Raw genomic sequence first — 26729 nt, forward strand, 5'->3', positions numbered from 1 at the left:
CCTTGTAGCGGGTTGGGGGCTCACAAGGCAGGCACGGTAGGCAGCGGTCGTTACCCCTAAATACTTCCTGCGTGAAGGGAACGTTTCGGAGCCGACTCCCCGGGTGTCACACCGGTTTACGGCACCCCCAGCTCGAACAGCACGTATCCCGCATACGACCCGGAAGCCAGCGCGGCCGTGCCGAGCACCGCCACCAGGGACGGCCAGCTGAGCCGGCGCATCGCGACAGCGAGCGGGACGAACAGCGGGAAGAGCGGGAGCAGATAGCGCGAGACATTGCCGAAGTACTGCTGGGTGGTCATCACCATGAGGTAGGAGAGGACGGTGTAGACGACGAGCACGGCAGGCGGTCGCAGCCGCACCAGCAGCACGGTCAGCACCGGCACCATCAGCACCACGCAGACGCCGATGACGTCCTCGAAGGGCATCGCGAAGAGATAGTCGAAGTGACCGACCGGGATGGACGTCAGCACGTTGAACGTGTGGACTCCCCAGTCGAACTTGTGGGCCCAGGCGCCGTCCTGGAGCTTGGAGTAGCCGTTGATGTCGCCCATGCGGTAGTTGACCCAGGCGAGGTAGCCGAACAGGCCCAGCGGCGCGATCGCCACGGCGGCGAGCGGGCGGCGGACGCCCGGGCGCGGGCCGTCCGGGTGCCAGGCCTTCCGGCGTCGGCGCAGGGTCAGTACCGCGGCGACGGCGAGGGCGGCGACGAGCGCGACGGCGGTGGGCCGGCAGAGCCCGGCCGCGCAGGTCAGCAGGCCGGCCGTGAGCCAGCGGCGGGTCATGACGGCGTGACAGGCCCACGCGGCGAGGGCCGTGTAGAGGGATTCCGAGTAGCCCGACCACTCCGTGCCCGAGCCGGGCCAGACCGCCCACAGACCGGCCGCCACCAGTCCGGCCCGGGGTCCGCCCAGGCGGGTCGTCACGGCGTGGATGCCGAGCGCGGCGGCGAACGAGGCGATGACGGAGACCGTCATGCCGGCGCCGTACAGGCCGAGTCCGGTGCACTCCGAGACCAGCCGCATCAGCGTCGGGTACAGCGGGAAGAACGCCGCCGAGTTGCCCTCCAGCGTGATCAGCCCCGTCGCTCCCGGGACCGGCTGCAGGGCGGGGTCGTACCCGTGCTCGGCGATCTGCTGGTACCACCAGCCGTCCCAGCTGGCCAGGACGTCCCAGGCGTGCTCGCCGCCGCCGAAGCGCGGGTTCTTCTTCCGGAAGTCGCCCGCGGAGTCCAGCAGGTACATGAACACGGCGAACCCGGCCAGCTTCAGCACGCCGTACGTCAGCAGCACGGGCCCGTACCGCGCCGCTGCGGCGCGCAGCCGCGGACGCAACTCCCGGGAGCCACGCGGGATTTCGGGGCGGTCGAAACCGGAGGAGGGGCGACGCAGCTGGAGGGTGCTCATCGGGCGGAGGGTCCTGTCGTGCGGCGGGCCGGGAACACCCAGGCCCGGAAGAGGAGGAAGCGCAGCAGCGTCGCGGCCAGGTTGGCGCCGATCAGCGTCACCAGCTCCACCCGGGGGCCGGCCCCGGGCGCGGTGTGGTGGAGGACGGCCAGCGAACCGCTGGTCAGGGCCAGCCCGACCAGGAAGGCGGCGAGGCCCTTGAGGTGATGGCGCAGCGCGCCGCCACGGCCCCGCACCCCGAAGGTGAGCCGCCGGTTGGCCGCCGTGTTGGCGAGCGCGCTGGCGAGCAGGGCGAGCGCGTTGGCGGCCTGAGCTCCCGTCGCCGGTCTCAGCGCGGTGTACAGCAGCAGGTAGCACAGGGTGCTGGCGGCACCGACGGCGGCGAAACGCACCACCTGCCGGGCCAGACCCGCTGGGAGTTCCCCGGCGAGGTCGCCGCCGCTGCGGCGCAGCGCGGTCAGCGGCAGCCTGCCGCAGGCCAGGGCCCGGCCGAGCCTGGCCATGCCCCGCAGATCGGCCACCGCCGTGGAGAGGAGGTGGACCCGGCTGTCCGGGTCGTCCACCCAGTCCACCGGCACCTCGTGGATCCGCAGCCCCGCGCGCTCGGCGATGACCAGCAACTCGGTGTCGAAGAACCACTCGCGGTCCTCCACCAGCGGCAGCAGCCGCTCGGCGACGTCCCGCCGCACCGCCTTGAACCCGCACTGCGCGTCGGAGAAGCCCACGGAGAGCGTGCCGCGCAGCAGCCCGTTGTAGCAGCGGGAGATGATCTCCCGTTTCGGTCCGCGCACCACCCGCGAGCCACGGGCCAGCCGGGTGCCGATGGCGATGTCCGAGTGGCCCGAGATCAGCGGCGCGACCAGTGGCAGCAGCGCGGCGAGGTCGGTGGACAGGTCCACGTCCAGATACGCCAGCACCGGGGCGCGGGAGCGTGACCACGCGGTGTGCAGCGCACGGCCCCGGCCCTTCTCGGCCAGCCGGATGAAGTCCGTGCCGGGCAGTTCCGCGGCCAGCCGTGCGGCGATCCGCGGGGTCCCGTCGGTGCTGGCGTTGTCGGCGATGGTGATGCGGAAGGCGTAGGGGAAGGTCTCGCCGAGGTGCGCGTGCAGGCGCCGGACGCAGGGCTCCAGGTCGTTCTCCTCGTTGTACACGGGAACGACCACGTCGAGGACGGGGTCCGGGTGGTGCGCGGGCAGGGGCGCCCGGCGCGGCAACGCGGACGGCTCGGGTATCGGGCGGTCGATCAGGGCCGGCCGCCGTACGGTCTTCATGGCTGTCTCACGGTCTCTTTCTGGCGCGGGCATGCCCGAGCGCCGGATTCGGGCATGCCGAAGGCGCCCGGGGCGGGTGGTGCGAAGAGAGGTTCGGGGCGCGCGCCCCTGACAGGAAGGGCCGCTCAGGCGGCTACTCGGGATACACCGATGCGGAGGGTTCCTCGGAGTCCGGCGCGGACGGAGGGGCCGTCGTCGGAGTCGGGGAAGGCGGAGGCGCGGGCGGCGTCGAGCCGGTCCTGCTCTCCGAGGCCGTGGCCGTCGGCGTGGGCTCGGTCGGCTCGCTCGTCGTCCCGGACGGTGTGATGCCGCCGGTCGTGGTCGCGGGCAGGGACGTCTCGGGCTGCTGGGTCGGCGTCGGGCTCGTCGCCGACGGCTCGGTCGTCGGTGTGCTGTCCGGCGAGGCCGTCGGGCTGGTCGCCGGCTGCGGCCGGTGATCTGCGGGCTGGGACCGGGTGAGCATGCTGGGCAGCAGGGCCAGCCCGACACTGAGCCCGGCCACCGCCACGGCGGAGCCGCCCGCCTTCCACAGCAACCGCGACCGGCGGCGGGCCCGGATGCCCGCGTGCAGCCGCTGCCGGTGCGCGGGCTCGTAAGGGGTGTGCTGCCGGGTGTCGCGCATCAGCCGCGACAGGTCCCGCTCGAAGTCGTCCATCGGTTCTCCTTTCACCCCACGGGCCTGACGGCGTCGGACAGGATCTGGCGGAGCCGTGCGACTCCGCGGGACGCATGGGACCGGGCGGTGCCCACCGGGCAGCCCAGGGCCTGGGCGACCTGGGCCTCGGGCAGGTCCTCGTAGTAGCGCAGCACCACCGCGGCCCGCTGCTTCGGCGACAGCAGGGCCAGCGCCGCCTCCAGCCGCGAGCGTTCCGCGACGGTGGACGACATGTCGCCGGGGTCGGCCCGGTCGGGCAACTGCTCCACCGGGCGCTCCCCCCACCAGCGCCGCCGCGCCGAGCGTGCCGCCAGCCGCACCAGCACCGTGCGGACGTATGCCTCCGGAGCCTGCTCGGCGACCTTCGGCCAGGCGAACCACAACTTGACCAAGGCCTCCTGCACCAGATCCTCGGCACGCTGCCGGTCGCCCCCCGTGAGCAGACGCGCGACATGGAGCAGCGCCGACCAACGGGCGGCCGCGAACTCGTCGAAGCCGTCCGCCCGAACCTGCTCCATCCTCACCGTCCTGCGTCTCAGTGGCCCCCTACACCTCTCAAAAGACGCTGGCCCCCACGGCACGATGCACTCGAAACCTGTGATCCACCTCACCCCCGTAGGGCCGGCCCCGGGCATGGAAAAGGGCCCGTGCACCAGCACGGGCCCTTCTGCCAGGGATGCGCGGCTGCCCCGAGCCGCCGGCCCCGGGGGTCAGCTGCCGCCCGGGCCGCCGCTGCCGAACGAACCGCTGCCGCCCTCGTTCCAGCGCGGGCGCTCCTGCGACGCGCTCGTCCGGTCGCTGATGTTGCCGTGGCCCTTCAGCTGGTGCGGGGTCAGGCGTTCCTCGCTCCGGGGGACCTCCTCGGGCTCCCGGCGCTCACTGGTCTCGCGGACCGGGCCCCCGTCCGGCAGCCGCGGCTGCTCGTCCGGGCGCGGTGTGGGCAGCTCCCTGCGCTTGACACGAACGCCGAGGACGAAGGCCCCCAGCAGCAGGGCCACGACCACCACACCCGCCACGACCAGCCCGATGCCGACGGCGCCACTGCCCGCGGCCATCTCCATCCATGCGCTATTCATGGCACGCGGGTACCCCTGGTCCATTCCGTGAACCTGCTGGACACAGGCGACCGCCGCATCGGACGGAACCCTTGGGAACACCGGGTTTGACCGGCATCGAGCGGGGCTACCCGCGCTGTGTGACTTCGACGACATCCCAGCAGGAGCTGTTCCGGTTCCTGGAGGACCGCTTCGCCTGTGCGCAGGCGTGCACCGAGTGCGCGCGGGCCTGCGCGCTGCGCGCGAGCCTCGTGGATCCCGACGGCACCGAGAACCAGGAACTCGTACGGCGCAAGGGCATCATGTGCGCGGAGGTCTGCGACGCGACCTGCCGTGTGCTGTCCGAGCAGAACCAGGTGGACGAGTCCAGCATCCGGATCCAGGTGGAGTGGTGCCGGACCGTGTGCCTGGAGGCCGCCCACGTCTTCGACCGGCAACCGGGAGCGGAGGACTCGGCGGCGGCATGCCGTGCATGCGCACGGGCCTGCACGGACTTCCTCGCCACGCTGAACTGACAACCCCGACAGCACTGACAACCCCGACCACGCTGAACCGACAACGCCATTCCCTATTTCTGGAACACGTTCTACGGTGTGCGCCGACAGGACCGGCCTTGGGAGCCTGGAGGCGCCGTGCACCTCGAATACACGCCCGAGCAGCAGCGGCTGCGCACCGAACTGCGGTCCTACTTCGCCGAACTGGTCCCGGACCACGTGTACGCCCGGCACGGCGACCCGGCCGTCCAGAAGCGGTTCTACCGCCAGACCATCCGGCGGCTCGGCACGGACGGCTGGCTCGGTGTCGGCTGGCCGAAGGAGTACGGCGGGCGCGGCCTGACGGCCATGGAGCAGTTCATCTTCTTCGACGAGGCCGCCCAGGCCGGCGTCCCGCTGCCGCTCATGGCGCTCAACACCGTCGGGCCCACGATCATGCAGTACGGCACCGACGAGCAGAAGGCGTACTTCCTGCCGAAGATCCTCGCCGGCGAGATCGACTTCGCCATCGGCTACAGCGAGCCCGGCGCGGGCACCGACCTCGCGTCCCTGCGCACCAGGGCGGTACGGGAGGGCGACGATTACGTAGTCGACGGCCAGAAGATCTGGACGACCAACGGCGACACGGCCGACTGGGTCTGGCTGGCGGTCCGCACCGACCCGGACGCCCCGCCGCACAAGGGCATCACCATGCTCCTGGTGCCGACCTCCGCCCCCGGCTACTCCTGCACCCTGATCAACACCCTCGCCTCGCACGACACCACCGCGAGCTACTACGAGAACGTGCGCGTCCCCGTCTCCCGGCGGGTCGGCGCCGAGAACCAGGGCTGGCGGCTGATCACCAACCAGCTCAACCACGAACGCGTGACCCTGGCCGCCCACGGCACCATGGCGATCCGCGCCCTGCACGACGTGCGGCGCTGGGCGACGGAGACCAAACTCGCCGACGGCCGCCGCGTCGCGGACCTGCCCTGGGTGCGCCGCCTCCTGGCCCGCACCCACGCCCGGCTGGACGCGCTCAAACTGCTCAACTGGCAGATGGTCGGCGCGGTCCAGGACGGCACCCTCACCCCGCAGGACGCCTCCGCCGTCAAGGTCTACGGCTCAGAGGCCCGACGCGAGGCCTACGCCTGGCTCATGGAGATCGTCGCGGCCCCCGGCGCCCTGAAGGAGGGCTCGGCCGGCGCGGTCCTGCACGGCGAACTGGAACGCGGCTACCGCTCGGCGGTGATCTTCACCTTCGGCGGCGGCAACAATGAGGTCCAACGGGAGATCATCTCGTGGATCGGGCTGGGGATGCCGAGGGTGCGGCGCTGACGGGCTGTGACGAGGATTTTTAGTTGGCACAAAAGAGGGGTAGTTGGCACCAAGATCACCAGCCTGTCAGAGGTGTTGACGCATCACCTCTATGCATGTGGCTCGGGCCGCGTTCGATCGGTCCCGGGGGTACGGGATTCGGAGGTTCATGCCGCTGTCGGTGGTGATCGGTGGGTGCTGCCAGGCGAGGCTCATCTGCGCGCCGGCTTCCGCTCGCGCCGTGGCCACGAGGGTCGCGTAGGGGCCCGCGACGGTTGGGGCCTCGATCTGGAGCCACGCTTGGTGGAAGGCCATTCGCGCCAGCAGACTGCTGACCTCGTCGGTGAGCTGCTGTCGTACGGCGGACGAGGACTCGGCGCGGCGCCGTATGCGGTACGGCATTTCCAGGTACTCCTCGACCGCCGTCAGCGCCTCGGCGAAGGTCTTGGCCCGGCGTTCCCTTCGCACGGCCCGCTGGTTGAGGGCGTAGGTCAGGAAGGCGCCGAAGAGGGCGATGCAAGGGACGATCAGTGCTGCTGTCTCCGCCCAGGTCCATTCGTCGCCCGTCGCCTGTCCCGCCGCGAAGACCTCCACACATCACTCCCCGGCATGCCGTGAGGCGCATCCTCCACCAACCACCGGCCGCCGTGCTCACCGCCGGTGAGCCGCCAGTAGTGTTCGAGGAACAAGTGTGTGCGGATTATCTCGATGAGGTCCAGAAGGCCCTTGGCGCTGGTCCAGCGTCGCTCTTGAGGGTCGAGCGGGTGCCAGAGGCAGAGTGCGCCGTCGTGGGAATAGCGGTGCTTCGACGGAGCTCCCGGTTTGGCGTGCACCCGCGGGAAGTCCCGGGGATCTTGGCCGTAGGTCGCATAAGGCGGGTCCTCGTAGAAGCGCACCTTGACGCTGACCGGGGCGGGTTCACCTATGACGTCGAGTCCGGACAGTTCGTACGTCAAGGAGCCCCGATGGTACGTGTGACGGAGAGCGGAGCCGAATCGTCGGCGGGCGTCTCGTTCGAGCGGGGCCCACCAGGCAGGCTGGACCCCGTACCAGACCGGCACGGCGTCAGATTCCCCAGGCGCGGGTCGGAGTGACGAGTCCGACGGCGAGGCCCAGACCAGTGGCGGCCGTCCCGCCCGCGCCTACGGCCATGGGGAGACGAGCGGCCTCTTCCTCCGTGGGGTCCGCGTCCGGGATGAGGTCCGGGAGGACCTGATGCAGGGCGTGCTGAGCGCTGAGTGGGCGTCCGTCCCTCTCATGCTCGATCGCGAGGTCGATGTAGTCGCGGGCAGCGCACAGCCGCTTGTGTACCTCGCGGCGCGGCATGTTCAGAGGAATGGCGCCGGCCACACCGGCCGGGTCTGGCGTCGGTCCCTTGTCGATCTCGTCCGCCGCGTAGGTGAAGAAGATCTGGAGTGCGTCGATGAGTGGCATCGGCTGGTCGAGGCACCCTAGCGCAAGCGCCTTGATGTTCCAGGAGCACATGGGCTTGCTGTGCTTCGCGTTCCAGTGCTTGAGCAGCCGGACTGTACGAGCGAACGCGACCTTCGTGCCGGCAATCGCTTCGAGCACCATCCGGGTGTGGGTGACCGGGTCGGTACGGTCCCACTGGTCCGCGATTTTCGTGTTCGGGATGTACAGCCCGCAGCCGGAAGGATGCGGGATCGCGGTCATGATGTCCGCCGTGAAGTCTGGTTGTCCGTACGTCACCGGGTCGCCGAAGCGCACGAGGACGGCGCGGCGCCGGCCGGCGACCTCGATGGTGAGTTTCGGGAACTCGTCGTCGAGATCCTCGTGCACCACATGGCGCACTTTCTCCATCAGGGACAGGGCGCTCTTCTTGCCCGGGCCGTACGGCTTGGCGTCCGTCTTGCTGAGCACGACGCCCAGGTCGACGTCGGTGAGGGGCGTGTTGGCGTCGCCGTGTGCGACGCTCCCGTTGAAATACGTGGTCGAGCCGGGGAACGCCCGGCGCGCAGACGCAGCCAGGAGTCGGCGGCGGCGCCTCGCCTCGTCGACTTCCTCGGCGGTTACCTGGATCTTGCGGCGTCCTTCGTCGAGAAGTGACGCCAGGGAGTTGTTACTAGCCATCGGTACCTCCGGTATGCGGCTGGCGGAAGACGCGAGTTGCGACTCACGCCCCTGTACTTGGCGTGCTACCTCTCGCGCCGGACGCCCTTGAACGGCCGGCCGCCTGTCTTGCCGTCCGTGAACCTGCCGTTCTCGCCCCGTTTCGTCCATGTGTGTGTGCGTGGATTCCAGACCTGGCTCCGCTGGGAGACGCTGCCGCGACGGAAGCCTTTGCCGGTGTTCGTGGCCATGCCTCAACCACCCTTCGTGTCGGATCATCCGTTCGCTTGCGAGATCGGCATTGATGCCGATCTCGCAATTTGGAGGGTAAGGGGTGCGCTTCGACTTTCGCAAGCGTTTCCTGATATGCAAGGATGAGCTCGAAGGGAGGAGATCGTGAGCGAGCGGAACGCTGCAGGACGGTTTGACGCGGTCGCGTTTCACACGGCCCTGGATCGGACGCGTCAGGACCGCGGGCTTCTCTGGAAGGACGTGGCTCAGCAGGCTGGCGTGAGCGCTTCGACGTTGACGCGGTTGGCGCAGGGGCGACGACCCGATGTCGACGGGCTCGCGGCCCTCGTCACGTGGGCGAATCTTAGCGCGGATGACTTTGTCCGCCGGACCGACGAGCCGCGCAGCACAGACACTCTGACAAAGGTGGCTACGCACCTGCGGGGCGACCGAAATCTCACGCCCGAGGCCGCAGAGGCCCTCGAAGCTCTGATTACCGTTGCCTACAAGCAGTTGGTGTCTGATCGGCCGGAGTAGGGGAGCTCCCTATGGCGTTGCGTCATGGCTTCAAGGCTGAAGCCAACCGCCTGGCAGTGCAGATGCGCAGAGAGTTGGGGCTCGGTCCCGCCTCACCGCTCGCGCCTTCGCGGCTTGCCAAGCATTTGATGATCCCTGTCCGGATGTTCAGCTCGGCCATAGCGGATGACCCTCGCATTGAGCGACTTCTCACTACCGAACGGGAAGCCGTGAGTGCTCTCACCGTGCACGCTGGTTCCCGGCGACAGATCTGGGTGAACGACTCGCACGACATGGGGCGGCAGAACAGCTCGGCCAGCCATGAGGTCGCCCATGCCCTCCTGATGCACCCACCCGGCCCGGCGCTCGATGTGCGCGGCTGCAGGCACTGGGACGGGGACATCGAAGAAGAAGCGGATTGGCTGGCCGGAAGCCTATTGATCACGAATGAAGCTGCGTGGTCGATCGCCAGAAGCGCGCTCAGTCCTGAGGCAGCGATGTTCCGGTTCGGGGTCAGCAGGCGGATGCTGACGTGGCGCATGAACATGAGCGGCGCGAGCGCTCGGCGTGATCGGTCCGCGAGTTGAATTGGTGCCTGGCTGTGCCGATGAGCGCGCCAACCCGCCATGACCTGGGTTACTGAAGCGGGCATCACCGGCCATGACTCAGCCGAACTGGGACTCGCCGACCCCGCCACAGTGGGATCGTTCTCGACCGGACGATGAGGTTTCCCTGGAAACCGGGGCGGCGGGCCTTTCGGTGGCGGCCGACGGAACCGGCCCCGCATGCTCAACCCCCGCTGTGATCGCAATGCCTGCAGCTACTCGAGTTCCGCGGCGCGGAGTAACCGCTCTGAGCAGGATATTTCGCAGTGTGTATGCGGCAAGGTCGCCTTCGAGCCGCTGCCGACCGTCTGGTGATAGCTGACGAGCCAATTCGGCGGAGGGGAAGCCTGCTCCTACGGCGATGGGGACAGTGGAGCCGGCCCCGCGGTGCGTGGGCTCCTCAACCCGGTCCGCCCAGCATGATCTTCCACACCCGGGTCGCGACCTGCAGATTGAGGCGGTCCTCCACGCTCGTGAGGTCATGGCCGCTGATCTCACGGATGCGCTGGAGCCGGTAGCGCAGCGTGCTGCGGTGGATCGCCAGGGATTCGGCGGTCTCGGCGTAGTTGCCACCGCAGTCGAAGTACCGGGACAGGGTCTCCACGAGAGCCGTACGGTGCCGGCCGTCGTAGTCGACGAGGGGTCCGAGCCATTCCCGAACGAACGCCTCCAGCTCTTGGTATTCGTTTCCAGGCCCCAGGATGCGATAGAGGCCCAGATCGTCGAAGAACGTCGTGCCGTATCGCCTTCGGGACCGGCGGCGTACCTCCAGGGCGCGCAGTGCTTCCTGGTAGCGGCCGGGGATACCGTCCGGGGTGTCGCAGCGGGCGCTCACCCCGATCGTCCCGTCCGGTGTTCCGGTCTCCCGGGCGAGCGTCTCGTACAAGGCGTGGTCGTGGGGGCTGCCCTCGGCGACCAGGACCACGTGGTCGGAACGCCGAGTCACCAGCGACGGCATGCCCACGGCCGAAGCCGCCCGGCCCACGGTCCGCGCGAAAGCGTCGTCCGCGGCCTGGTTCCTCCACTGCACGACGACCACGTACTGGATGCGGTGCAGGTCGTGTCCGAACGCCTCGGACCGGGCGTAGGCGCTCGCCTCGTCCGTGCCCCCCAGGAGATCGTCGACCAGTTCGCGGCGCAGTCGCAGCTCGACCTCCGCCAGACGGCGCAGGTGCGACAGTTCCACGGCGAGTGACGTGGCGGCGTGCTCCAGCGCGAACACGGTGTAATCGTCGGCGTCGTCCTCGGGATCGACCAGGGCCAGTACTCCGAGGACCTCACCCCGGGGGCGTACCAGGGAGATCAGCCGGTCGTTGATGCGCACGGATCCGCCTCTCCGGGCGACCCCCTGGAGCATCTCCTCATGGCGTGCGGGGTCCGGTTCCGGATAGGGGTCGGGCCGGCCGGGACCGGTCCAGGACCGCAGTCGTCCGAAGCGGTCCTCCACCAGCACGGGAAATCCGGTGAGCTCATGCAGTGTGCTGGTGATGGCCTCCTCGCCGCCGCCCGAGTCCGCGACCTCGGCGAGGGCCTCGTGCACGGCCCGCTGATATCCCAGCTCGACCACGAGGGAGACCAGCCGCCGCTGGAAGGCTGCCCGTTCCCGTCGCAGTCGGTGTAGCTCCAGGGCGTCTTCCCGCTGGCGGCGGTGCGCGACGGCGACCGACAGGGCCGCGGCGGTGAGGCGTACGAGTGTGGCGAGCAGGAAGTGCTGGGCCTCGGTAGGCCGCGAGCGAGACGTCACCACAAGGTAGCCATGCAGCCCACCGGGTCCCTGCAGGGCCAAGGCCCTGCCCCTGGACCGGCCGGGAACGGTTACGGGGACGTCCCGCCCTGTCAGCTCTCGCACCGCCCGGTCCACGGCTGACGCATGACCCGGCCCGACCTGCGGGCTGGGGACCATACGGCCGTGCACCCTGAGGTAGCCGGCCTCGGCTCTGTACGGGCCGACAGCCGACACGTGGTTCATGGCCAGGCGCACGATCTCGCTTTCGTCCCGAGCGTCGAACAGAGCGCGAGAGACTGCCGGCCACTTGTGGGATGCCAGGGTGGAAAGGGGCGGGCGAGACCCGCGCCGCGAGATCGTGGGGTGCTGTCCCAGACGGCCCGGCGGAAGGCCGCCTTCCCGGTCCGGGCGGCGTCGGTACACGCTCCGGCCCCTGGAGCCGGCCATGGGATTACTCCCTTCCCTGAGCCCCCAGAGAGGTGACAGCGCCTCTTCCTGCACCTTCCCCGACCAAGGTACCCGAGATGTCCGGCGTGTCCGCTCTCGTGCTCGCGGGGGGACGGGCTCCGTTGTTCTTTGACCTGCCGGGTGCAGGCGCAGAGCTGCTCGGTTCGCGAGTCTGGGGGCGTGCCGGGGCCGCCGTGCACACGGGCAGGAAGGACTGGGCGATGAGCGAGCAGCCTCGTAGGCCCGTTGCCACGTACGAGACGTACCAGGAAGCCGAACGTGCCGTCGACCACCTCTCGGACCAGGGGTTTCCCGTACAGCGGGTGGCCATCATCGGACAGGACGTCAGGCTCGTCGAGGAGGTCGTCGGCCGTATGGACTACGGCAGGGCCGCCCTGCACGGAGCGGCGAGCGGGGCCCTTCCCGGAGCGCTGATCGGCTGGCTCTTCGGCCTGGTCGACTGGGTGGACCCGCTCGTATCCGCCCTGCTCGTCGCCCTCTACGGCCTGATTTTCGGAGCGATCGTGGGCACGCTGTTCGGCCTGCTGCTGTACGCCCTGCAGGGCGGCCGACGGGACTTCGCCTCCGTCCGCTCGATGCAGCCCAGCCGGTACGACGTCGTCGTGGACGAAGCGGTCGCCGACGAGGCGGTACGGCTGCTCGGCGGGTTGCGGACCGCCGGTGCCGGTGGACGTCCCGCCCCTACCTGAACGATCGGATCCGCAGTGCCGGCGCTTGCCGCCGCACGGGAGGAGTTCCTCATGGCCAAGGCAGTGGGCATCGACCTGGGCACCACGAACTCGGTGATCGCCGTGTGGGAGGGCGGCGAAGCTTCCGTCGTGCCCAACACCGAGGGCAACCGTACGACGCCGTCCGTGGTGGCCTTCACCGACACCGGGGAACGGCTGGTGGGCCAACTGGCCCGGCGCCAGGCGATCCTCAATCCCAAGGGCACCATCTACTCGGCCAAGCGGTTCATCGGCCGGCACTTCGACGAGATCCCGGACGAGGCCAGAGCGGTGGCGTACGACGTCGTCGAGGGCCCGGGCGGCGTCGCCCGCTTCAAGGTGCGCGACAAGCTCTACGCGCCCGAGGAGATCAGCGCCCAAGTACTGCGCAAACTCGCCGACGACGCCTCCAAGCAGCTCGGGGAACGGGTCACGGAGGCGGTCATCACCGTGCCCGCCTACTTCAACGACGCCCAGCGCACCGCCACCAAGGACGCCGGGCGGATCGCGGGACTGGAGGTGCTGCGGATCATCAACGAGCCGACCGCGGCCGCCCTCGCGTACGGCATGGACAAGAAGCAGCACGAGACGGTGCTGGTCTTCGACCTCGGCGGCGGCACGTTCGATGTGAGCATCCTCGACGTGGGCGACGGCGTGGTGGAGGTGCGTTCCACGGCGGGCGACAGCCACCTGGGCGGTGACGACTTCGACCGGCGCCTGGTGGATTACCTCGCGGACGACTTCCAGAAGGAGAACGGCATCGATCTGCGCAAGGATCCGCAGGCCCTGCAACGCCTGTTCGAAGCGGCGGAGAAGGCCAAGACCGAGCTGAGCTCGGTGACGCAGACACAGGTCAGCCTGCCGTTCATCACGGCCGATGCCTCGGGGCCCAAGCACCTCACCGACTCGGTCATGCGGTCCACGTTCGAGCAGATCACCAGCGACCTGGTAGAGCGGTGCCTGGGGCCGGTCCAACAGGCCATGGCCGACGCCAAGGTGGGCGAGAGTGACATCGACGAGGTCATCCTCGTCGGGGGTTCCACCCGTATCCCCGCCGTCCAGGCCCTCGTGCGCCGGCTGACCGGCGGCAAGGAACCCAACATGAGCGTCAACCCCGACGAGGTCGTGGCCCTGGGTGCCGCGATTCAGGCCGGGGTGCTCAAGGGCGAGGTCAAGGACGTCCTGCTGCTCGATGTCACGCCCCTGTCGCTGGGTGTCGAGACACGCGGCGGCGTGATGACGAAGATCATCGAGCGGAACACCACCATCCCCGTGCGCCGCACCGAGACCTTCTCCACCGCCGAGGACAACCAGCCCGCCGTCGACATCGTCGTCCTGCAGGGCGAGCGCGAACGGGCCGCCGACAACCGGGTGCTCGGCCGCTTCCAGCTCACCGACATACGCCCGGCGCCGCGCGGCGAAGCGCAGATCGAGGTCACCTTCGACATCGACGCCAACGGCATTCTCAACGTCAAGGCCCGAGACCGGGACACCGGCAAGGAACAGGGCATCACCATCACCGAGAGCTCCAACCTCGACCGTGGCGAAGTCGAACGCATGGTCCAGGAGGCCGAGCGCAACCAGGGCCAGGACAAGGCCCTGCGCGAGGCCGTCGACGCCCGCAACGAGCTCGACGCCGTCGCCTATCAGGTCGACAAGCGCCTCGCCGAGCTGGGCGACGCCGCACCCGCGCACGAGAAGGCACGCGCCGAGATGCTGGTGTCGGATGCCCGGGCGGCGGTCAAGGAGGAGGCAGGTGTGGAGCGGGTGCGGCCCCTGACCTCGGAACTCCAGCAGGTGCTGTCAGGGCTGTCGGCGCATCAGGGCGGCGCCACCACGGGCGGTCCCGACCGGGACACCACTGGGGACGGTGCGACCGGCGGCGGCCCGAGCGGCGGTGGCGGTGACGACGACGTCATCGATGCCGAGTTCGACAAGGACTGAGGAACCGCCATGCCGATCCACCCCAGGGAATCCGACCCGGCCGTGCCGGACCCGGCCGACCCGGCTCCGGAGGGCACCGTGCGCCCTCCCCGAGGGGATCTTCCGCCCTCGGGCCCGCAGACCGGGCCGGGGCCTGACACGGACGAAGATCCCGGCCCCGACGCGGCGGGCGGCCCCGCACCGTCCGAGGACGAGCACACGGCCGAGCTCAAGGAACTCGAGGACCGCTGGCGGCGCGCGCTCGCCGACCTCGACAACCTCCGCAAGCGCCACGCAAGGGAACTGGAACGGGAGCGGACGTCCGAGCGGTCCCGCACGGCCGCAGCCTTCCTGCCCGTCCTGGACAACCTCGAACTCGCCCTGACCCATGCCGGATCCGACCCCGGCGCGATCGTCGAGGGCGTCCGGGCCGTTCGCGACCAAGCGGTGAACGTCCTCGAACTGCTCGGCTACCCGCGGCACGCGGAGACCGGCGTCGCCTTCGACCCGGCCCGGCACGAGGTCGTCGGCGTCGTCCAGGACCCCGACGCCCCACCGGGCACGGTCGTCGAGGTGCTCCGCCCGGGCTACGGGGACGGTGAACGCCAGCTCAGGCCCGCCGCCGTGACTGTCGCGAAGCGGGAGTGACCGGTCATGGCACGGGACTTCTACGAAGCGCTGGGCGTGTCACGGACCGCGAGCCAGGACGAGATCCAGCAGGCATACCGCAAACTCGCCCGCAAGTACCACCCCGACGTCAACAAGGACCCGGGCGCGGAGGAACGCTTCAAGGACCTCAATGAGGCGTACAGCGTCCTGTCGGACCCCAAGACACGGGCCCGTTACGACCGCTTCGGCGAGGACTTCCGGAAGGTCCCCGAGGACTGGGAGGAGCGGGTCGGTGCCGGCGCGGGGCCCGGCGGCGGCTTCCGTGCTCGGAGGACCGCGGGCGCGGGCGGCCCCCATGTCCGGTACACCGGCTTCGGCGACGACTTCGCAGCGGAGGGCGTCGACATCGAGGACCTGCTCGGCTCGCTCTTCGGAGCCGGCGGCGCCCCCGGCGGTGTACCGGGAGCCGACCAGGAGGCCGAGCTGCCGCTCACCATCGAGGAGGCCTACAGGGGCGGCCGCCGCACCGTCACGCTCGCCGGCCCCACCGGGCAGCCGCGGCGGTACGAGGTCGACGTACCGCCCGGCGTCACCGACGGGCAGCGCATCCGTCTGGCAGGCGAGGGCGGCCGGGGCAGTGGTGACGCCGCCGCGGGCGACCTGTACCTGCGGGTGCGTATCCAGCCCCACCCCCGGTTCCGGCTGGACGGCCGTGACGTCCACGTACAGGTCCCCGTCACCCCCTGGGAGGCGGCCCTGGGTGCGACTGTGCCGGTGCCCACCCCCGGCGGCGGCACGGCCAAGGTCACGGTGCCCGCGGGCTCCTCCAGCGGCCGGCGACTGCGGCTGCGCGGCGAGGGCATGCCGAACCCGCGCGGCGCGAACGGCGACCTGTACGCCGAACTCCGTGTCATGGTGCCGCCCGTCCTCGGCGACCGGGAGCGCGAGCTGTTCGAGGAGCTCGCCGCCACCTCTGCGTACGACCCCAGGAGGACCTGATGAGCGACCGACCCTCATGGGCGGCGACCGGCGGTCGGACCGCCCGGGCCGACGCGGGCGGGCGTCCCGTACGGACGAGCGCCGGCTCCACGGCGGTGCGGTACGCGCTCGTCCCCGTGCCCAGGCTTTCCCTGGACACCGTGGCCCGCCGCTCGGGCCTCCACCCCGACCTGGTCCGCCGGTTCGTCGCCCTCGGCCTGGTCGACGCCGAACGCGACGCCGCGGGGCACCTCGTGTTCGACCCCGCGGCCCCGGCGATCCTCGCCCGCGTCCAGCGGCTGCGCTCCGGACTCTGCCTCAACTATGCATCCATCGGTCTGGTGCTCGACCTGCTCGACCGCATCAGCCTGCTCGAAGCCGCACTGCGCGACCGCGGCAGGAGGAGTGACTCACCCCCATGGACATGAACCGTCTCACCCAGAAGTCACAGGAAGCCCTCCAGGAGGCGCAGACCGCCGCCGTCCGCATGGGCCAGACCGAGGTCGACGGTGAGCATCTGCTGCTCGCGCTCCTCGACCAGGAGGACGGCCTGATCCCGCGGCTGCTGCAACAGGCGGGCAGGGAGCCCGAAGGGCTCCGTGCGGCTGTGCGTGAGGAGCTTTCCCGCCGGCCCAAGGTGACCGGCCCGGGCGCGGCGCCGGGCCAGGTGTTCGTCACCCAGCGCCTGTCCCGGCTGCTGGACGCGGCCGAGCGGGAGGCCAAACGCCTCAAGGACGAGTACGTGTCCGTGGAGCACCTCTTGCTGGCCCTGGCCGAGGAGGGCTCGTCCACCGCCGCCGGACGGCTGCTCAAGGAGCACGGCATCACCCGCGACTCGTTCCTGAGCGCGCTGACCCAGGTCCGTGGCAACCAGCGCGTGACCTCGGCAAACCCCGAAGTGGCCTACGAGGCGCTGGAGAAGTACGGCCGCGACCTGGTCGCCGAGGCCAGGGACGGCAAACTCGACCCGGTCATCGGCCGGGACGCCGAGATCCGCCGCGTCACTCAGATCCTCAGCCGCAAGTCCAAGAACAACCCGGTCCTCATCGGCGATCCCGGCGTCGGCAAGACCGCCATCGTCGAGGGCCTCGCCCAGCGCATCGTCCGCGGCGATGTACCCGAAGGACTGCGCGACAAGACCGTGTTCGCACTCGACATGGGCTCCCTGGTGGCCGGGGCAAAGTACCGGGGCGAGTTCGAGGAACGCCTCAAGGCCGTGCTGTCCGAGGTGAAGGCAGCCCAGGGGCACATCCTGCTCTTCGTCGACGAACTCCACACCGTCGTAGGCGCGGGCGCCGCCGAAGGAGCCATGGACGCGGGCAACATGCTCAAGCCGATGCTCGCCCGCGGCGAACTCCACATGATCGGTGCCACCACCCTCGACGAGTACCGCAAGCACATCGAAAAGGACGCCGCCCTCGAACGCCGCTTCCAGCAGGTCCTGGTCGAGGAGCCGAGCGTGGAGGACACCATCTCCATCCTGCGCGGACTGCGCGAACGCCTGGAAATCTTCCACGGCGTGAAGATCCAGGACACCGCGCTGGTATCCGCGGCCACCCTCAGCCACCGCTACATCACCGATCGGTTCCTGCCCGACAAGGCCATCGACCTCGTCGACGAAGCGTGCGCCCGGCTGCGTACCGAGATCGACTCGATGCCCGCCGAACTCGACGAGATCACCCGCCGCGTCACCCGCCTGGAGATCGAGGAGGCCGCCCTCTCCAAGGAGACCGACCCCGCGAGCAAATCCCGCCTGGAGGAGCTGCGCAAGGAACTGGCCGACCTGCGCGGCGAGGCCGACGCCAAACACGCCCAGTGGGAGGCCGAACGGCAGGCGATCCGCCGCGTGCAGGAGCTGCGCCAGGAACTGGAGCAGGTCCGCCACGAGGCGGAGGAGGCAGAACGCGCCTACGACCTCAACCGCGCCGCCGAACTCCGCTACGGCCGCCTCCAGGATCTGGAGCGCCGGCTCGCCGCAGAGGAGGAGCAACTGGCCGCGAAGCAAGGGGAGAACCGGCTGCTGCGCGAGGTCGTCACCGAGGAGGAGATCGCCGAGATCGTCGCCGCCTGGACCGGCGTTCCCGTCGCCCGCCTCCAGGAGGGCGAACGTGAGAAGCTGCTGCGCCTCGACGAGATCCTGCGCGAGCGCGTCATCGGCCAGGACGAGGCCGTTCAGCTCGTCGCCGACGCCATCATCCGCGCCCGCTCCGGCATCCGCGACCCTCGCCGCCCCATCGGCTCGTTCATCTTCCTCGGCCCCACCGGCGTCGGGAAGACCGAGCTGGCCAAGACCCTCGCCCGAGCCCTGTTCGACTCCGAGGAGAACATGGTCCGCCTCGACATGAGCGAGTACCAGGAGCGGCACACCGTCAGCCGGCTCATGGGGGCCCCGCCCGGGTACGTCGGCTACGAGGAAGGCGGACAGCTCACCGAGGCCGTACGCCGCAAGCCGTACTCGGTCGTCCTGTTCGACGAGATCGAGAAGGCGCACACCGATGTCTTCAACACCCTGCTGCAGATCCTCGACGACGGCCGCATCACCGACGCCCAGGGCCGCACCGTCGACTTCCGTAACACCGTGATCATCATGACGTCCAACATCGGCTCCGAGCACCTCCTCGACGGCGCCACCGCCGAGGGTGAGATCAAGCCGGACGCCCGCGCCCTGGTGATGGGTGAGCTGCGCGGGCACTTCCGTCCGGAGTTCCTCAACCGCGTCGACGACATCGTGCTGTTCAAGCCGCTCGGTGAGCGGCAGATCGAGCGGATCGTGGAGCTGCAGTTCGACGAGCTGCGGCAGCGGGTCGCCGAACGCCGCATCACCGTCGAACTCACCGACACGGCAAGGGAGTTGATCGCTCACCAGGGTTACGACCCGGTGTACGGGGCCCGGCCGTTGCGGCGCTACATCTCCCACGAGGTCGAGACGCTGGTCGGGCGCGCCCTGCTGCGCGGCGACGTCCAGGACGGCGCGAAGGTCCGCGTCGACGCCGAGCACGGAGAGCTGGTGGTCACTTACGACCAGCCCGAGGACGAGAAGGGAGCGAGGGCGGCATGAGCACCGTGCAGGCCACCAACATCACTTGCCCGCACTGCGGGCGCACCAACCGGGTACCCGTGGCCGCCGAGGGCCGCCCCAGGTGCGCCAACTGCAAGCAGTCTTTGCCGTGGATGGCCGACGCGGGCGACGACGACTTCAGGGAGGTCGTCGAGCAGGCCACCGTGCCCGTCGTCGTCGACCTGTGGGCCACCTGGTGCGGCCCCTGCCGCATGGTGAGCCCCGCGCTGGAGAAGGTCGCCGCCGATCTCGCGGGAAAGATCAAGCTGGTCAAGGTCGACATCGACAAGAACCCGCGCCTGGCACAGCGGTTCGAGGTCCAGGCGGTACCGACGCTGTTGGTCCTCGACAAAGGACAGACCATCGCCCGGCAGGCGGGTGCCGCACCTGCCCCCGCCCTTCAGCGGTGGGTGGAGCAGTCGATCGCGGGCCGCGAACCGGCCGGGACAGGGTGATCAGCCATGACCGTACGAACCGACCCCCACCTCGCCCTCGTCCGGCCGGTCCAGCCACTGACCCCCGAGGGGTGTCAGGAGTGTCTGCTGCTCGGCTCCCCGTGGGTTCACCTCAGGCTCTGCCTGACCTGCGGCCACGTCGGCTGCTGCGACTCCTCGCCCAACCGGCACGCGCGCCGTCACGCCGCCGCCGACGGCCATCCGATCGTGGCGTCGCTGGAGCCCGGCGAGGACTGGCGGTGGTGCTTCGCCCACGAGGCGTTCGTGTGATGGCCGGCGACGAGACGCGGCCGGGCGCAGCGCCTGTGCCGGCCGAGGCGGAGGAGAGCGTCCCCTTCGAGACCGCTGACATCTACGGCGCCTATCCCCGTCTGCCGGATGACCAGATGGCCCGTTTGGCGCAGCACGGTCGGCGGCGCGCTGTTGACGCCGGTGATGTGCTGATCCGGGAGGGGGAGCCGTGCGAGACGTTCTACGTCGTCCTCAGTGGTTCGGTCGCCATCGTCGAGGGTTACGGCACGACCGGTGAACGCCTGCTGCGTGTGCACGGCCCCGGCCGCTTCATCGGGGAACTCGGTCTCCTGAACGGGCAGGTGGCCTTCTACACCGCCGTGATCAGGGACCCCGGTGAGGTCCTCGCCCTGTCCATGGATCAGCTGCGTGACCTGGTGGCCCGGGACTCCGTCCTTGGCGATGTGGTTCTGCGCGCCTGCCTGGGCCGCCGTGCTCTGCTCGTCGGACAGGGCGCCGGTTTCCGCATCATCGGCTCGCGCTATTCGCCTGACACCCGGCGGCTGCGCGAGTTCGCCGCCCGCAACCGGCTGCCGCACCGCTGGATCGATCTGGAGACCGACGAGGAGGCCGAGGAACTGCTGCGCCGCTTCGGCGTCGGCCCGGCGGAGACACCGCTCGTCATCTGGCGGGACACCACTCTGCTGCGCAACCCCAGTAACGCGGAACTGGCCCGGCTCATGGGCCTGCCCTCGCTGCCTGCCGGAAACCATCACGGCGATCTCCTGATCATCGGCTCCGGACCCGCTGGTCTCGCCGCCGCGGTGAACGCCGCCTCGGAGGGCCTGGACACGACCGTGGTCGAGGCCATGGCCAGCGGCGGCCGGGCCGCCACGTCGTCCCGCATCGAGAATCTGCTCGGCTTCCCCTCCGGCATCTCCGGCGCCGAACTCACCGAACGCGCTGTGCTCCAGGCCGACAAGTTCGGCGCCAGGATCAGCGTCCCGGCGGAGGCGGCTCAGGTCGAACCGCGGGACGGGCACTACGCCGTCGGGTTCGCCGACGGAAGCGAGATCACCGCCCGTACCGTCGTCCTGGCCACCGGCGCCCGCTACCGCCGCCTCCACGTGCCCGGCATCGAACGCCTGGAGGGAACGAGCGTCCACTACTCGGCGACCGTCTACGAGGCCCAGCAGTGCAGCACCGACCCGGTGGCCGTCGTCGGCGGAGGCAACTCCGCGGGCCAGGCCGTGCTCTTCCTGGCCGGATACGCACCGCAGGTGAATCTGCTCGTCCGTGGGCCGAGCCTCGAGGCGCACATGTCCCGCTACCTGATCGATCAGGTCGAGCGCCACCCGCGGGTGCGCGTGCTGCTGCACACCGAGATGACCGAGGCGTTCGGCGACAAGGTGCTGGAGGAGGTCACCGTGGTCGACCACCGTACGGGCGAGCACCGTCGGCTCGCGGTGCGGGCCCTGTTCGTCTTCACCGGCGCCGACCCCCACACCGAGTGGCTGTCCGGCGCGCTCGCCCTCGACGCGCGCGGCTTCGTGCTCACCGGCGCGGAGGCGCAGGCCTGCTCCGTCCCCGGACTGTGGCAGAGCCAGGGCCGCGACTGCCTGACGTTGGAGACCAGCTTGCCTGGTGTCTTCGCCGCAGGCGACGTCCGCAGCGGCTCGGTGAAACGCGTGGCCTCCGCGGTCGGCGAAGGCGCGATGAGCATCCACTTCGTGCATCGCTACCTGGGCCACACGGCCACGCCCGGCGGCACCGACAGCTCACCGCACACCCGTCCGAAGGAGTCCGCTTGGCTCGCATGACACCGAGCGGGCGATGAGATCACGAGAAGGAGAAGGAGGCGATGGGAATGGCCACGCCCGTCCGGCGCCACCGCGGTGGCGCAGTGCAGGACAGGCCCCTTGGCTGGGCACGCAATCCGCTGACGGAGTTCGACCAACTGCTCAGCGAGATGAGCGGACTGATCGAATCCACGGTGGGAGGCGCGGCGCCCGCAGTCGCGTGGACACCCCTCGCGGATGTCACGGAGGCCGACGACGCATTCCACATCGAGATTGAACTCCCCGGCGTCAAGAGCAAGGACATCGACGTCGAAGCGAACGGCCAGGAGCTGGTGGTCACCGGAGAGATCAAGGAGAAGGAACGCAAAGGCGTCCTGCGCCGGAGCACCCGCCGCACCGGAGCCTTCGAGTACCGGCTGCGGCTGCCCGGAGAGGTCGACACCGAAAAGATCAACGCGCGGATGTCGGACGGGGTGCTCACCATCAGCGTCCCCAAGGCCGAGGTCGCAAAGCCCCGGCACGTCGAGATCAGCGAGACGAGTGAAAGCACCGGGAGCAGCGGCTGAGACGCGAACGCCGCGGTTCCGGACATCCGTCCGGCACCGCGGCCGGGCCGGCGAGGCGAGACACCGGGGTGACTCATGAATGACGTCCCGTATCACAACCCCTCACGGCGGCGGAGGCTCGGCATGTGGCTCGCCACCGGCTCCCTTTCGGCGTCGCAGACGCCAGGCGCGCAGAAGCCGAAGCGGGAGGAGACCCAGCGGGGCTCGCCGGCCCATGTCCGCCTGGTCCTCGCGGTCGAACGCCACTGCGTAACGCTCGGCGTCCTGGGCCGTCGGATATCGCTTGCTTCCCTCTGCTCCGCACCCACGCGCGCAGTGCCAGAGCATCGTGTCGCCCTGATGGCGAAAGCGAAAACGGTGTCCCAGAAGGTGGCAGCGCAGCACAGAAGACCACCCTAGGCGGATCGGCCTATTCCGGCCTGTTCTGTCCCTCCAGGCAACGGCCCACGGCCCTGAACGAGGAGGCATGGCATGACCACCACCGCCGAACTCGGTGTCGTCACCACCAAGGTCCCCGCCCGGCTTGACCGGCTGCCGTGGTCCCGATTCCACTGGCGGATCGTCATCGGTCTGGGAACCGTCTGGATTCTGGACGGACTCGAAGTGACGATCGTCGGAGCGGTTGCCGCCCGTATGACCGAGCCGGGCAGCGGCATCAACCTGACCAGCGCCGACATAGGCACTGCCGCCGCTATCTACGTGGCAGGCGCCTGTGCGGGCGCTCTCCTGTTCGGAAGGCTCACCGACCGCTACGGGCGCAAGAAGCTGTTCCTGCTCACGCTCGGCATCTACATCCTCGCCACCGTCGCGACCGCGTTCGCCCACGACGCCTGGTACCTCTACCTCGCCCGCTTCATCACCGGTATGGGCATCGGCGGAGAGTACGCCGCGATCAACTCGGCCATCGACGAGCTGATTCCGGCCCGCAACCGCGGGCAGGTGGATCTGGCCATCAACGGCAGCTACTGGGTCGGCGCGGCGCTCGGCAGCCTGGTCGCCGTGCTGCTTCTCAACGAGAGTCTGCTGGCAGCCGACCTCGGCTGGCGGCTGGCCTTCGGCCTGGGCGGCATCCTGGGCCTGGGCATCATGCTGGTACGCCGCCATGTGCCGGAGAGTCCGCGCTGGCTGTTCATCCACGGGCATCAAGCCGAGGCTGAACGCATCGTCGACCGGATCGAGGCCGAGGTGCGCCAAGAGACCGGCAGCGAGCTGCCGGAACCGGGCGAGGCGGTCACCGTACGGCAGCGCGACGTCATTCCGTTCAGGGAAATCGCCGGCGCGGCTCTGCGGCGGTACCCCCGTCGCGCCGTTCTCGGTCTGGCGCTCTTCGTCGGACAGGCGTTCCTGTACAACGCGATCGTCTTCGACCTGGGCACGATCCTGAACGGCTTCTTCGACATCGGCTCCGGCTCGATCCCCTACTTCCTGGCCCTCTTCGCCATCGCCAACTTCCTCGGGCCGCTCCTTCTCGGCCGGCTGTTCGACACCGTCGGCAGAAAACCGATGATCGCGGGCACCTACTTCGGCTCGGCAGTCGTGGCAGCCGTCCTCGCCGTCCTGCTGGTCAACGGCTCCCTGACGACGTGGCCGTTCTTCCTGCTGGTCTCGCTGACCTTCTTCGTGGCGTCCGCGGGAGCGAGCTCGGCCTACCTGACCGTGAGCGAGGTCTTCCCCATGGAGACCCGAGCCCTGTCCATCTCGCTGTTCTTCGCGATCGGCACGGCCGTGGGCGGAATCACCGGCCCGCTGCTGTTCGGCCACTTGATTCACAGTGGCGATGCGGACCTGGTGGCCATCGGCTTCCTCGTCGGAGCGGCTGCCATGGCGCTGGGCGGGCTGGCCGAGGTCTTCTTCGGTGTCCGGGCCGAACAACAGTCCTTGGAGAACATCGCCCGGCCGCTCACCGCTGAGGAAGCCGAGGCAGCCTGGCGCAACGAGCCCGCGCCACAGGACGCACGAGACCGCCGCCGGCCCGAGCACGTCCGTCAGGCCGCCGACGAGCGGGAACGGCGGATCGCCGACCGCACTGCTCGCCGCCGGGAGCGGGAGCGCGCCGGAGCCCGCCGCTACCGCCCGGGCACCGGACCGGGCAGCCGGATGTACTCGCCGGGGATGGCCGGCACCGCGGGCACGGCAAGCCGTACGTCCGCCATGGCCGAACAACGCCTCGACGACGAGATCGAACAGATCACCCACGCGCTCCGAGAAACCGGCCCGACGAGCCGCGACCAACTCGAACAGGCCGTGGGCGGCCGTTCCTGGGGCCCCGGACGCTTCCACCGTGCCCTGCGTGAGTCCGAGCGTGAGTCCAGGGCCAAGAGCCTTGCCAACGGCAGCTACGCGCCGACGGACGGACGCGGCCAGGCCGACAGTGCACGCGACCCCCATGACCAGCGGTGACCCCCATGACCAGCGGTGACCCCTATGACCAGCGGTGGCCGGCGCAGAAGGAGGCAGCGATGAAATACGACGGATTCCTCGCCCACGTCCGCGAACGAGGCGAATACAAGGACCAGAGCGAAGCCGCGGACGTCACCAAGGCCGTGCTGGAAGTGCTGGCCCAACGGATCAGCCCGGGAGAGGTCAAGGACCTCGCATCCCAGCTGCCCGGCCCGCTGGGCCAGGTTCTGGACCGTGCCACGCCGCAGCAGGCGCAGAGCTTCGGGATCGAAGAGTTCTACCGCCGGGTCGCCGAGCGCACCGATGCCCGGCCGCGTACGGCGCAGTGGGACGCCAGCGCGGTCCTGACCACCGTTGCCGACGCTGTGACTGGCGGAGAACTGAATCAGATCATCAGCCAACTCCCCTCCAGTTACGCGGTCCTGTTCGGCAAGGCCGACCTCGCGGACTGAGCCGTGAGGCGTCCAGAACGAAAGGCCCACGAAAATGGTTGATACAGGTTTCTCCTCGTTCGACACCATGGTGGACAAGGCCAATCGGCTCCTCAAAGACGTCGAGGAGGCTTTCGAGTGGCCCAAAGAACGGCGTAAGCAGTCGTACGCGGCACTGCGGGCCGTGCTGCACCCGCTGCGGGATCGCCTCCCGGTCGAGACGGCCGTACAGTTCGGCGCCCAACTGCCGACCATCGTCAGAGGCGTCTACTACGACGGCTGGAGGCCTGCCGACACGCCCGTAAAGATGAGCAACGAGGAGTTCTTCGCACGGGTCCGGAGCGAATTCCCCTACGCCGTCGAAGGCGGCGACGAGAAGCTGGTGCGCACCGTACTGAAAACTCTGGAGCGCCATGTCAGCGCCGGCGAATGGCAGCACCTCAAATCTCGGGTGCCGAACTCGTTTGCCGCGCTCCTGCCGTGACCACCGACCCAGCGTCTGCGCCCGCGGAGTACGGCGCCACGGGCTGCGTCTTGGAGCTCTTGCGGTCAGGGATCAGGGGGCTGCCACTCGAACATCAAGATCGTGGCGTCGTCACTGAGTTCGTTGTGCTGATGCGCGAGGATGGCATGGATGAGCAGGCGCAGCACTTCCGGGGCGCTCTGCCCTGCTGCGGTCGACCGGATGATGTAGTCGGTGAAGCGCTCCAGGCCGAACTCCTCGCCCGCCTCGTCGCGTGACTCCACGACGCCGTCCGAGTAGAGCAGTATTCGGTCACCGGGTTCCAGGCTGACGTCGTGCACCTGACGGGCGGTCCCGGCGAGATTGGCGGGCAGACCCAAAGGAGGCTCCGGTGGCCGCTCCAAGGCCTTGTGGAGCAGGCGGTGTCGACGGATGAGCAACGGAGGCGGGTGGCCGCAGTTGCACCACCGCAGCACACCGGTGGGCATGTGCAACTGGGCGAAGACACCCGTGCAGAACTGCTCCGGAAGCCACTTCGCCAACGCCTCGTCCATGGTGCCCACGAGTTCGTTCAGATCTGCCCCGCTGCGTCGGGCGTTACGGCAGCCTGCCATGGCTACAGACGTGGCAAGTCCGGACGCCAGATCGTGCCCCATGCCGTCAAGGATTGCGGCGTGCAGAACGTCCTCGGTGAACGCATGGTCGAAAGCATCGCCGCCCAGTTCGTACGCGGGCTCCAGAACCGCCGTCGACACGACCCGCCCGGTGCCGATCGACCGGGGAGGGAGAAATGCCCTCACCATCTCCGTGGGCAGGTGCATCGGCCTGGTACGCATGCGCTGCGCGATGGTGTCGCTGTAGGTGCGCTTGGACGTGATGATCAGTGCGAGGAGCAGCGCCACCGTTCGGCAGCGCCGTAGCTTGAGCCCGTCCAGGGTGCTCATGTTCAGCTCCACGACGCCCAGCCGCTCCGCTCCGCCGGCCAGGGGCAGCCATACCTTCAGCCCGCCGGAGGGCACTTCTTCCACTCGGAGAGAGTCGGTGCGGTAGGTCCATCCGGCCAGCGAAGTGTCGAGCTCCAGTTCCGGCTCGCCTTCAACTAGCGGCAACAGCAGTCTCTGCTGGATGTCGATCAGGTAGATAACCACCCTGCCCATACCCATGGCCTCGGCATACCGGTTCAGGGCCACGGGCAGTTCCGCAGGTGATGCCAGCTGGGCTGCTCTGACCAGTTCCTCCAGCAGCCGCTCACCGGACCCGACGGACATGTCCCAGTCCATGCCTACGATGATCCCTTCGAGGACGAGACGTCGTCA

26 protein-coding genes are annotated in these 26729 nt (G+C 69.5%); 17 read left to right on the forward strand and 9 right to left on the reverse strand.

Annotation, left to right across the window (positions count from 1 at the left end; all coding sequences use genetic code 11):
- Positions 1 to 116: 116 nt before the first annotated feature.
- The 5 genes from AB0G20_RS10080 to AB0G20_RS10100 all read right to left on the reverse strand — a co-directional run bounded on the left by AB0G20_RS10080 (position 117) and on the right by AB0G20_RS10100 (position 4408).
- Complete coding sequence (locus tag AB0G20_RS10080) at positions 117 to 1406, reverse strand: hypothetical protein (RefSeq protein ID WP_361298691.1); 1290 nt, start codon at positions 1404 to 1406, stop codon at positions 117 to 119.
- Complete coding sequence (locus AB0G20_RS10085) at positions 1403 to 2677, reverse strand: glycosyltransferase (RefSeq protein WP_361298693.1); 1275 nt, start codon at positions 2675 to 2677, stop codon at positions 1403 to 1405. The genes AB0G20_RS10080 and AB0G20_RS10085 overlap by 4 nt, the downstream gene beginning before the upstream one ends.
- A gap of 133 nt (positions 2678 to 2810) precedes the next feature.
- Positions 2811 to 3332, reverse strand: coding sequence for a cellulase (locus tag AB0G20_RS10090; protein WP_361298696.1), 522 nt, complete (start codon positions 3330 to 3332; stop codon positions 2811 to 2813).
- 11 nt (positions 3333 to 3343) lie between these two features.
- Positions 3344 to 3850, reverse strand: a complete 507-nt coding sequence (locus tag AB0G20_RS10095) for a SigE family RNA polymerase sigma factor (protein WP_361298699.1) — start codon at positions 3848 to 3850, stop codon at positions 3344 to 3346.
- Positions 3851 to 4042: 192 nt separating this feature from the next.
- A complete protein-coding gene (locus AB0G20_RS10100) occupies positions 4043 to 4408 on the reverse strand; it encodes a DUF6479 family protein (RefSeq protein ID WP_361298702.1) in 366 nt (121 codons plus the stop codon).
- A 119-nt stretch (positions 4409 to 4527) separates the two neighbouring features.
- Here AB0G20_RS10100 and AB0G20_RS10105 point away from each other — a divergent pair, with 119 nt between their 5' ends.
- Together AB0G20_RS10105 and AB0G20_RS10110 are read left to right on the forward strand one after the other, a co-directional pair.
- Complete coding sequence (locus AB0G20_RS10105; RefSeq protein WP_246111694.1) at positions 4528 to 4902, forward strand: ferredoxin; 375 nt, start codon at positions 4528 to 4530, stop codon at positions 4900 to 4902.
- 117 nt (positions 4903 to 5019) lie between these two features.
- The gene (locus AB0G20_RS10110; protein ID WP_361298705.1) at positions 5020 to 6198 is read left to right on the forward strand and encodes an acyl-CoA dehydrogenase family protein; all 1179 of its coding nucleotides are present in this window, start codon (positions 5020 to 5022) and stop codon (positions 6196 to 6198) included.
- 66 nt (positions 6199 to 6264) lie between these two features.
- On the opposite strand, the gene AB0G20_RS10115 is transcribed toward AB0G20_RS10110, so the two are convergent.
- Together AB0G20_RS10115 and AB0G20_RS10120 are read right to left on the reverse strand one after the other, a co-directional pair.
- Positions 6265 to 6771 (reverse strand): hypothetical protein, encoded by a 507-nt coding sequence (locus AB0G20_RS10115; protein WP_361298708.1) that lies wholly within the window; start codon positions 6769 to 6771, stop codon positions 6265 to 6267.
- Positions 6772 to 7242: 471 nt separating this feature from the next.
- Complete coding sequence (locus tag AB0G20_RS10120; RefSeq protein WP_361298711.1) at positions 7243 to 8268, reverse strand: hypothetical protein; 1026 nt, start codon at positions 8266 to 8268, stop codon at positions 7243 to 7245.
- 375 nt (positions 8269 to 8643) lie between these two features.
- Between AB0G20_RS10120 and AB0G20_RS10125 the strand changes: the two genes are divergently transcribed.
- A complete protein-coding gene (locus AB0G20_RS10125; protein WP_361298714.1) occupies positions 8644 to 9015 on the forward strand; it encodes a helix-turn-helix domain-containing protein in 372 nt (123 codons plus the stop codon).
- A gap of 11 nt (positions 9016 to 9026) precedes the next feature.
- Positions 9027 to 9581, forward strand: a complete 555-nt coding sequence (locus tag AB0G20_RS10130) for an ImmA/IrrE family metallo-endopeptidase (RefSeq protein ID WP_361298717.1) — start codon at positions 9027 to 9029, stop codon at positions 9579 to 9581.
- 418 nt (positions 9582 to 9999) lie between these two features.
- Here AB0G20_RS10130 and AB0G20_RS10135 read toward each other — a convergent pair whose 3' ends face one another.
- Positions 10000 to 11772, reverse strand: a complete 1773-nt coding sequence (locus AB0G20_RS10135) for a helix-turn-helix domain-containing protein (protein WP_361298720.1) — start codon at positions 11770 to 11772, stop codon at positions 10000 to 10002.
- A gap of 221 nt (positions 11773 to 11993) precedes the next feature.
- Here AB0G20_RS10135 and AB0G20_RS10140 point away from each other — a divergent pair, with 221 nt between their 5' ends.
- From AB0G20_RS10140 to AB0G20_RS10200, 13 genes are all read left to right on the forward strand, one after another.
- Positions 11994 to 12482, forward strand: a complete 489-nt coding sequence (locus AB0G20_RS10140) for a general stress protein (RefSeq protein WP_361298723.1) — start codon at positions 11994 to 11996, stop codon at positions 12480 to 12482.
- A 51-nt stretch (positions 12483 to 12533) separates the two neighbouring features.
- Positions 12534 to 14444, forward strand: a complete 1911-nt coding sequence (gene dnaK, locus AB0G20_RS10145) for a molecular chaperone DnaK (RefSeq protein ID WP_361298726.1) — start codon at positions 12534 to 12536, stop codon at positions 14442 to 14444.
- A gap of 9 nt (positions 14445 to 14453) precedes the next feature.
- Positions 14454 to 15071, forward strand: coding sequence for a nucleotide exchange factor GrpE (grpE, locus tag AB0G20_RS10150; RefSeq protein WP_361298729.1), 618 nt, complete (start codon positions 14454 to 14456; stop codon positions 15069 to 15071).
- Between the two features lie 6 nt (positions 15072 to 15077).
- Positions 15078 to 16031, forward strand: coding sequence for a J domain-containing protein (locus tag AB0G20_RS10155; RefSeq protein ID WP_361298732.1), 954 nt, complete (start codon positions 15078 to 15080; stop codon positions 16029 to 16031).
- Positions 16031 to 16438, forward strand: a complete 408-nt coding sequence (locus AB0G20_RS10160) for a chaperone modulator CbpM (RefSeq protein ID WP_189591915.1) — start codon at positions 16031 to 16033, stop codon at positions 16436 to 16438. The genes AB0G20_RS10155 and AB0G20_RS10160 overlap by 1 nt, the downstream gene beginning before the upstream one ends.
- On the forward strand, positions 16429 to 19068 hold the full coding sequence (clpB, locus tag AB0G20_RS10165) for an ATP-dependent chaperone ClpB (RefSeq protein WP_361298736.1): 2640 nt from the start codon (positions 16429 to 16431) through the stop codon (positions 19066 to 19068). The genes AB0G20_RS10160 and clpB overlap by 10 nt, the downstream gene beginning before the upstream one ends.
- Complete coding sequence (gene trxA, locus AB0G20_RS10170; protein ID WP_361298739.1) at positions 19065 to 19523, forward strand: thioredoxin; 459 nt, start codon at positions 19065 to 19067, stop codon at positions 19521 to 19523. Before clpB ends, trxA begins: the two co-directional genes overlap by 4 nt.
- A 6-nt stretch (positions 19524 to 19529) precedes the next feature.
- Positions 19530 to 19793 carry a UBP-type zinc finger domain-containing protein gene (locus AB0G20_RS10175; protein WP_359636245.1) on the forward strand — a complete coding sequence of 88 codons (264 nt, stop codon included), beginning with the start codon at positions 19530 to 19532 and terminating at the stop codon, positions 19791 to 19793.
- Positions 19793 to 21574: an FAD-dependent oxidoreductase gene (locus AB0G20_RS10180; RefSeq protein WP_359636246.1), complete on the forward strand. Its 1782-nt coding sequence runs from the start codon at positions 19793 to 19795 to the stop codon at positions 21572 to 21574. The genes AB0G20_RS10175 and AB0G20_RS10180 overlap by 1 nt, the downstream gene beginning before the upstream one ends.
- A 47-nt stretch (positions 21575 to 21621) precedes the next feature.
- A complete protein-coding gene (locus tag AB0G20_RS10185) occupies positions 21622 to 22119 on the forward strand; it encodes an Hsp20/alpha crystallin family protein (protein ID WP_359757719.1) in 498 nt (165 codons plus the stop codon).
- 471 nt (positions 22120 to 22590) lie between these two features.
- Positions 22591 to 24519, forward strand: coding sequence for an MFS transporter (locus tag AB0G20_RS10190; protein WP_361298744.1), 1929 nt, complete (start codon positions 22591 to 22593; stop codon positions 24517 to 24519).
- 59 nt (positions 24520 to 24578) lie between these two features.
- On the forward strand, positions 24579 to 24971 hold the full coding sequence (locus AB0G20_RS10195) for a DUF2267 domain-containing protein (protein WP_356917600.1): 393 nt from the start codon (positions 24579 to 24581) through the stop codon (positions 24969 to 24971).
- 34 nt (positions 24972 to 25005) lie between these two features.
- On the forward strand, positions 25006 to 25434 hold the full coding sequence (locus AB0G20_RS10200; protein ID WP_356917601.1) for a DUF2267 domain-containing protein: 429 nt from the start codon (positions 25006 to 25008) through the stop codon (positions 25432 to 25434).
- A gap of 65 nt (positions 25435 to 25499) precedes the next feature.
- Here the strand turns inward: AB0G20_RS10200 and AB0G20_RS10205 are convergent, their stop codons facing one another.
- The gene (locus AB0G20_RS10205; RefSeq protein WP_361298747.1) at positions 25500 to 26693 is read right to left on the reverse strand and encodes a PP2C family protein-serine/threonine phosphatase; all 1194 of its coding nucleotides are present in this window, start codon (positions 26691 to 26693) and stop codon (positions 25500 to 25502) included.
- Positions 26694 to 26729 lie beyond the last annotated feature (36 nt).

This window comes from Streptomyces sp. NPDC024017, from assembly GCF_040638895.1.
GTDB lineage: Bacteria > Actinomycetota > Actinomycetes > Streptomycetales > Streptomycetaceae > Streptomyces.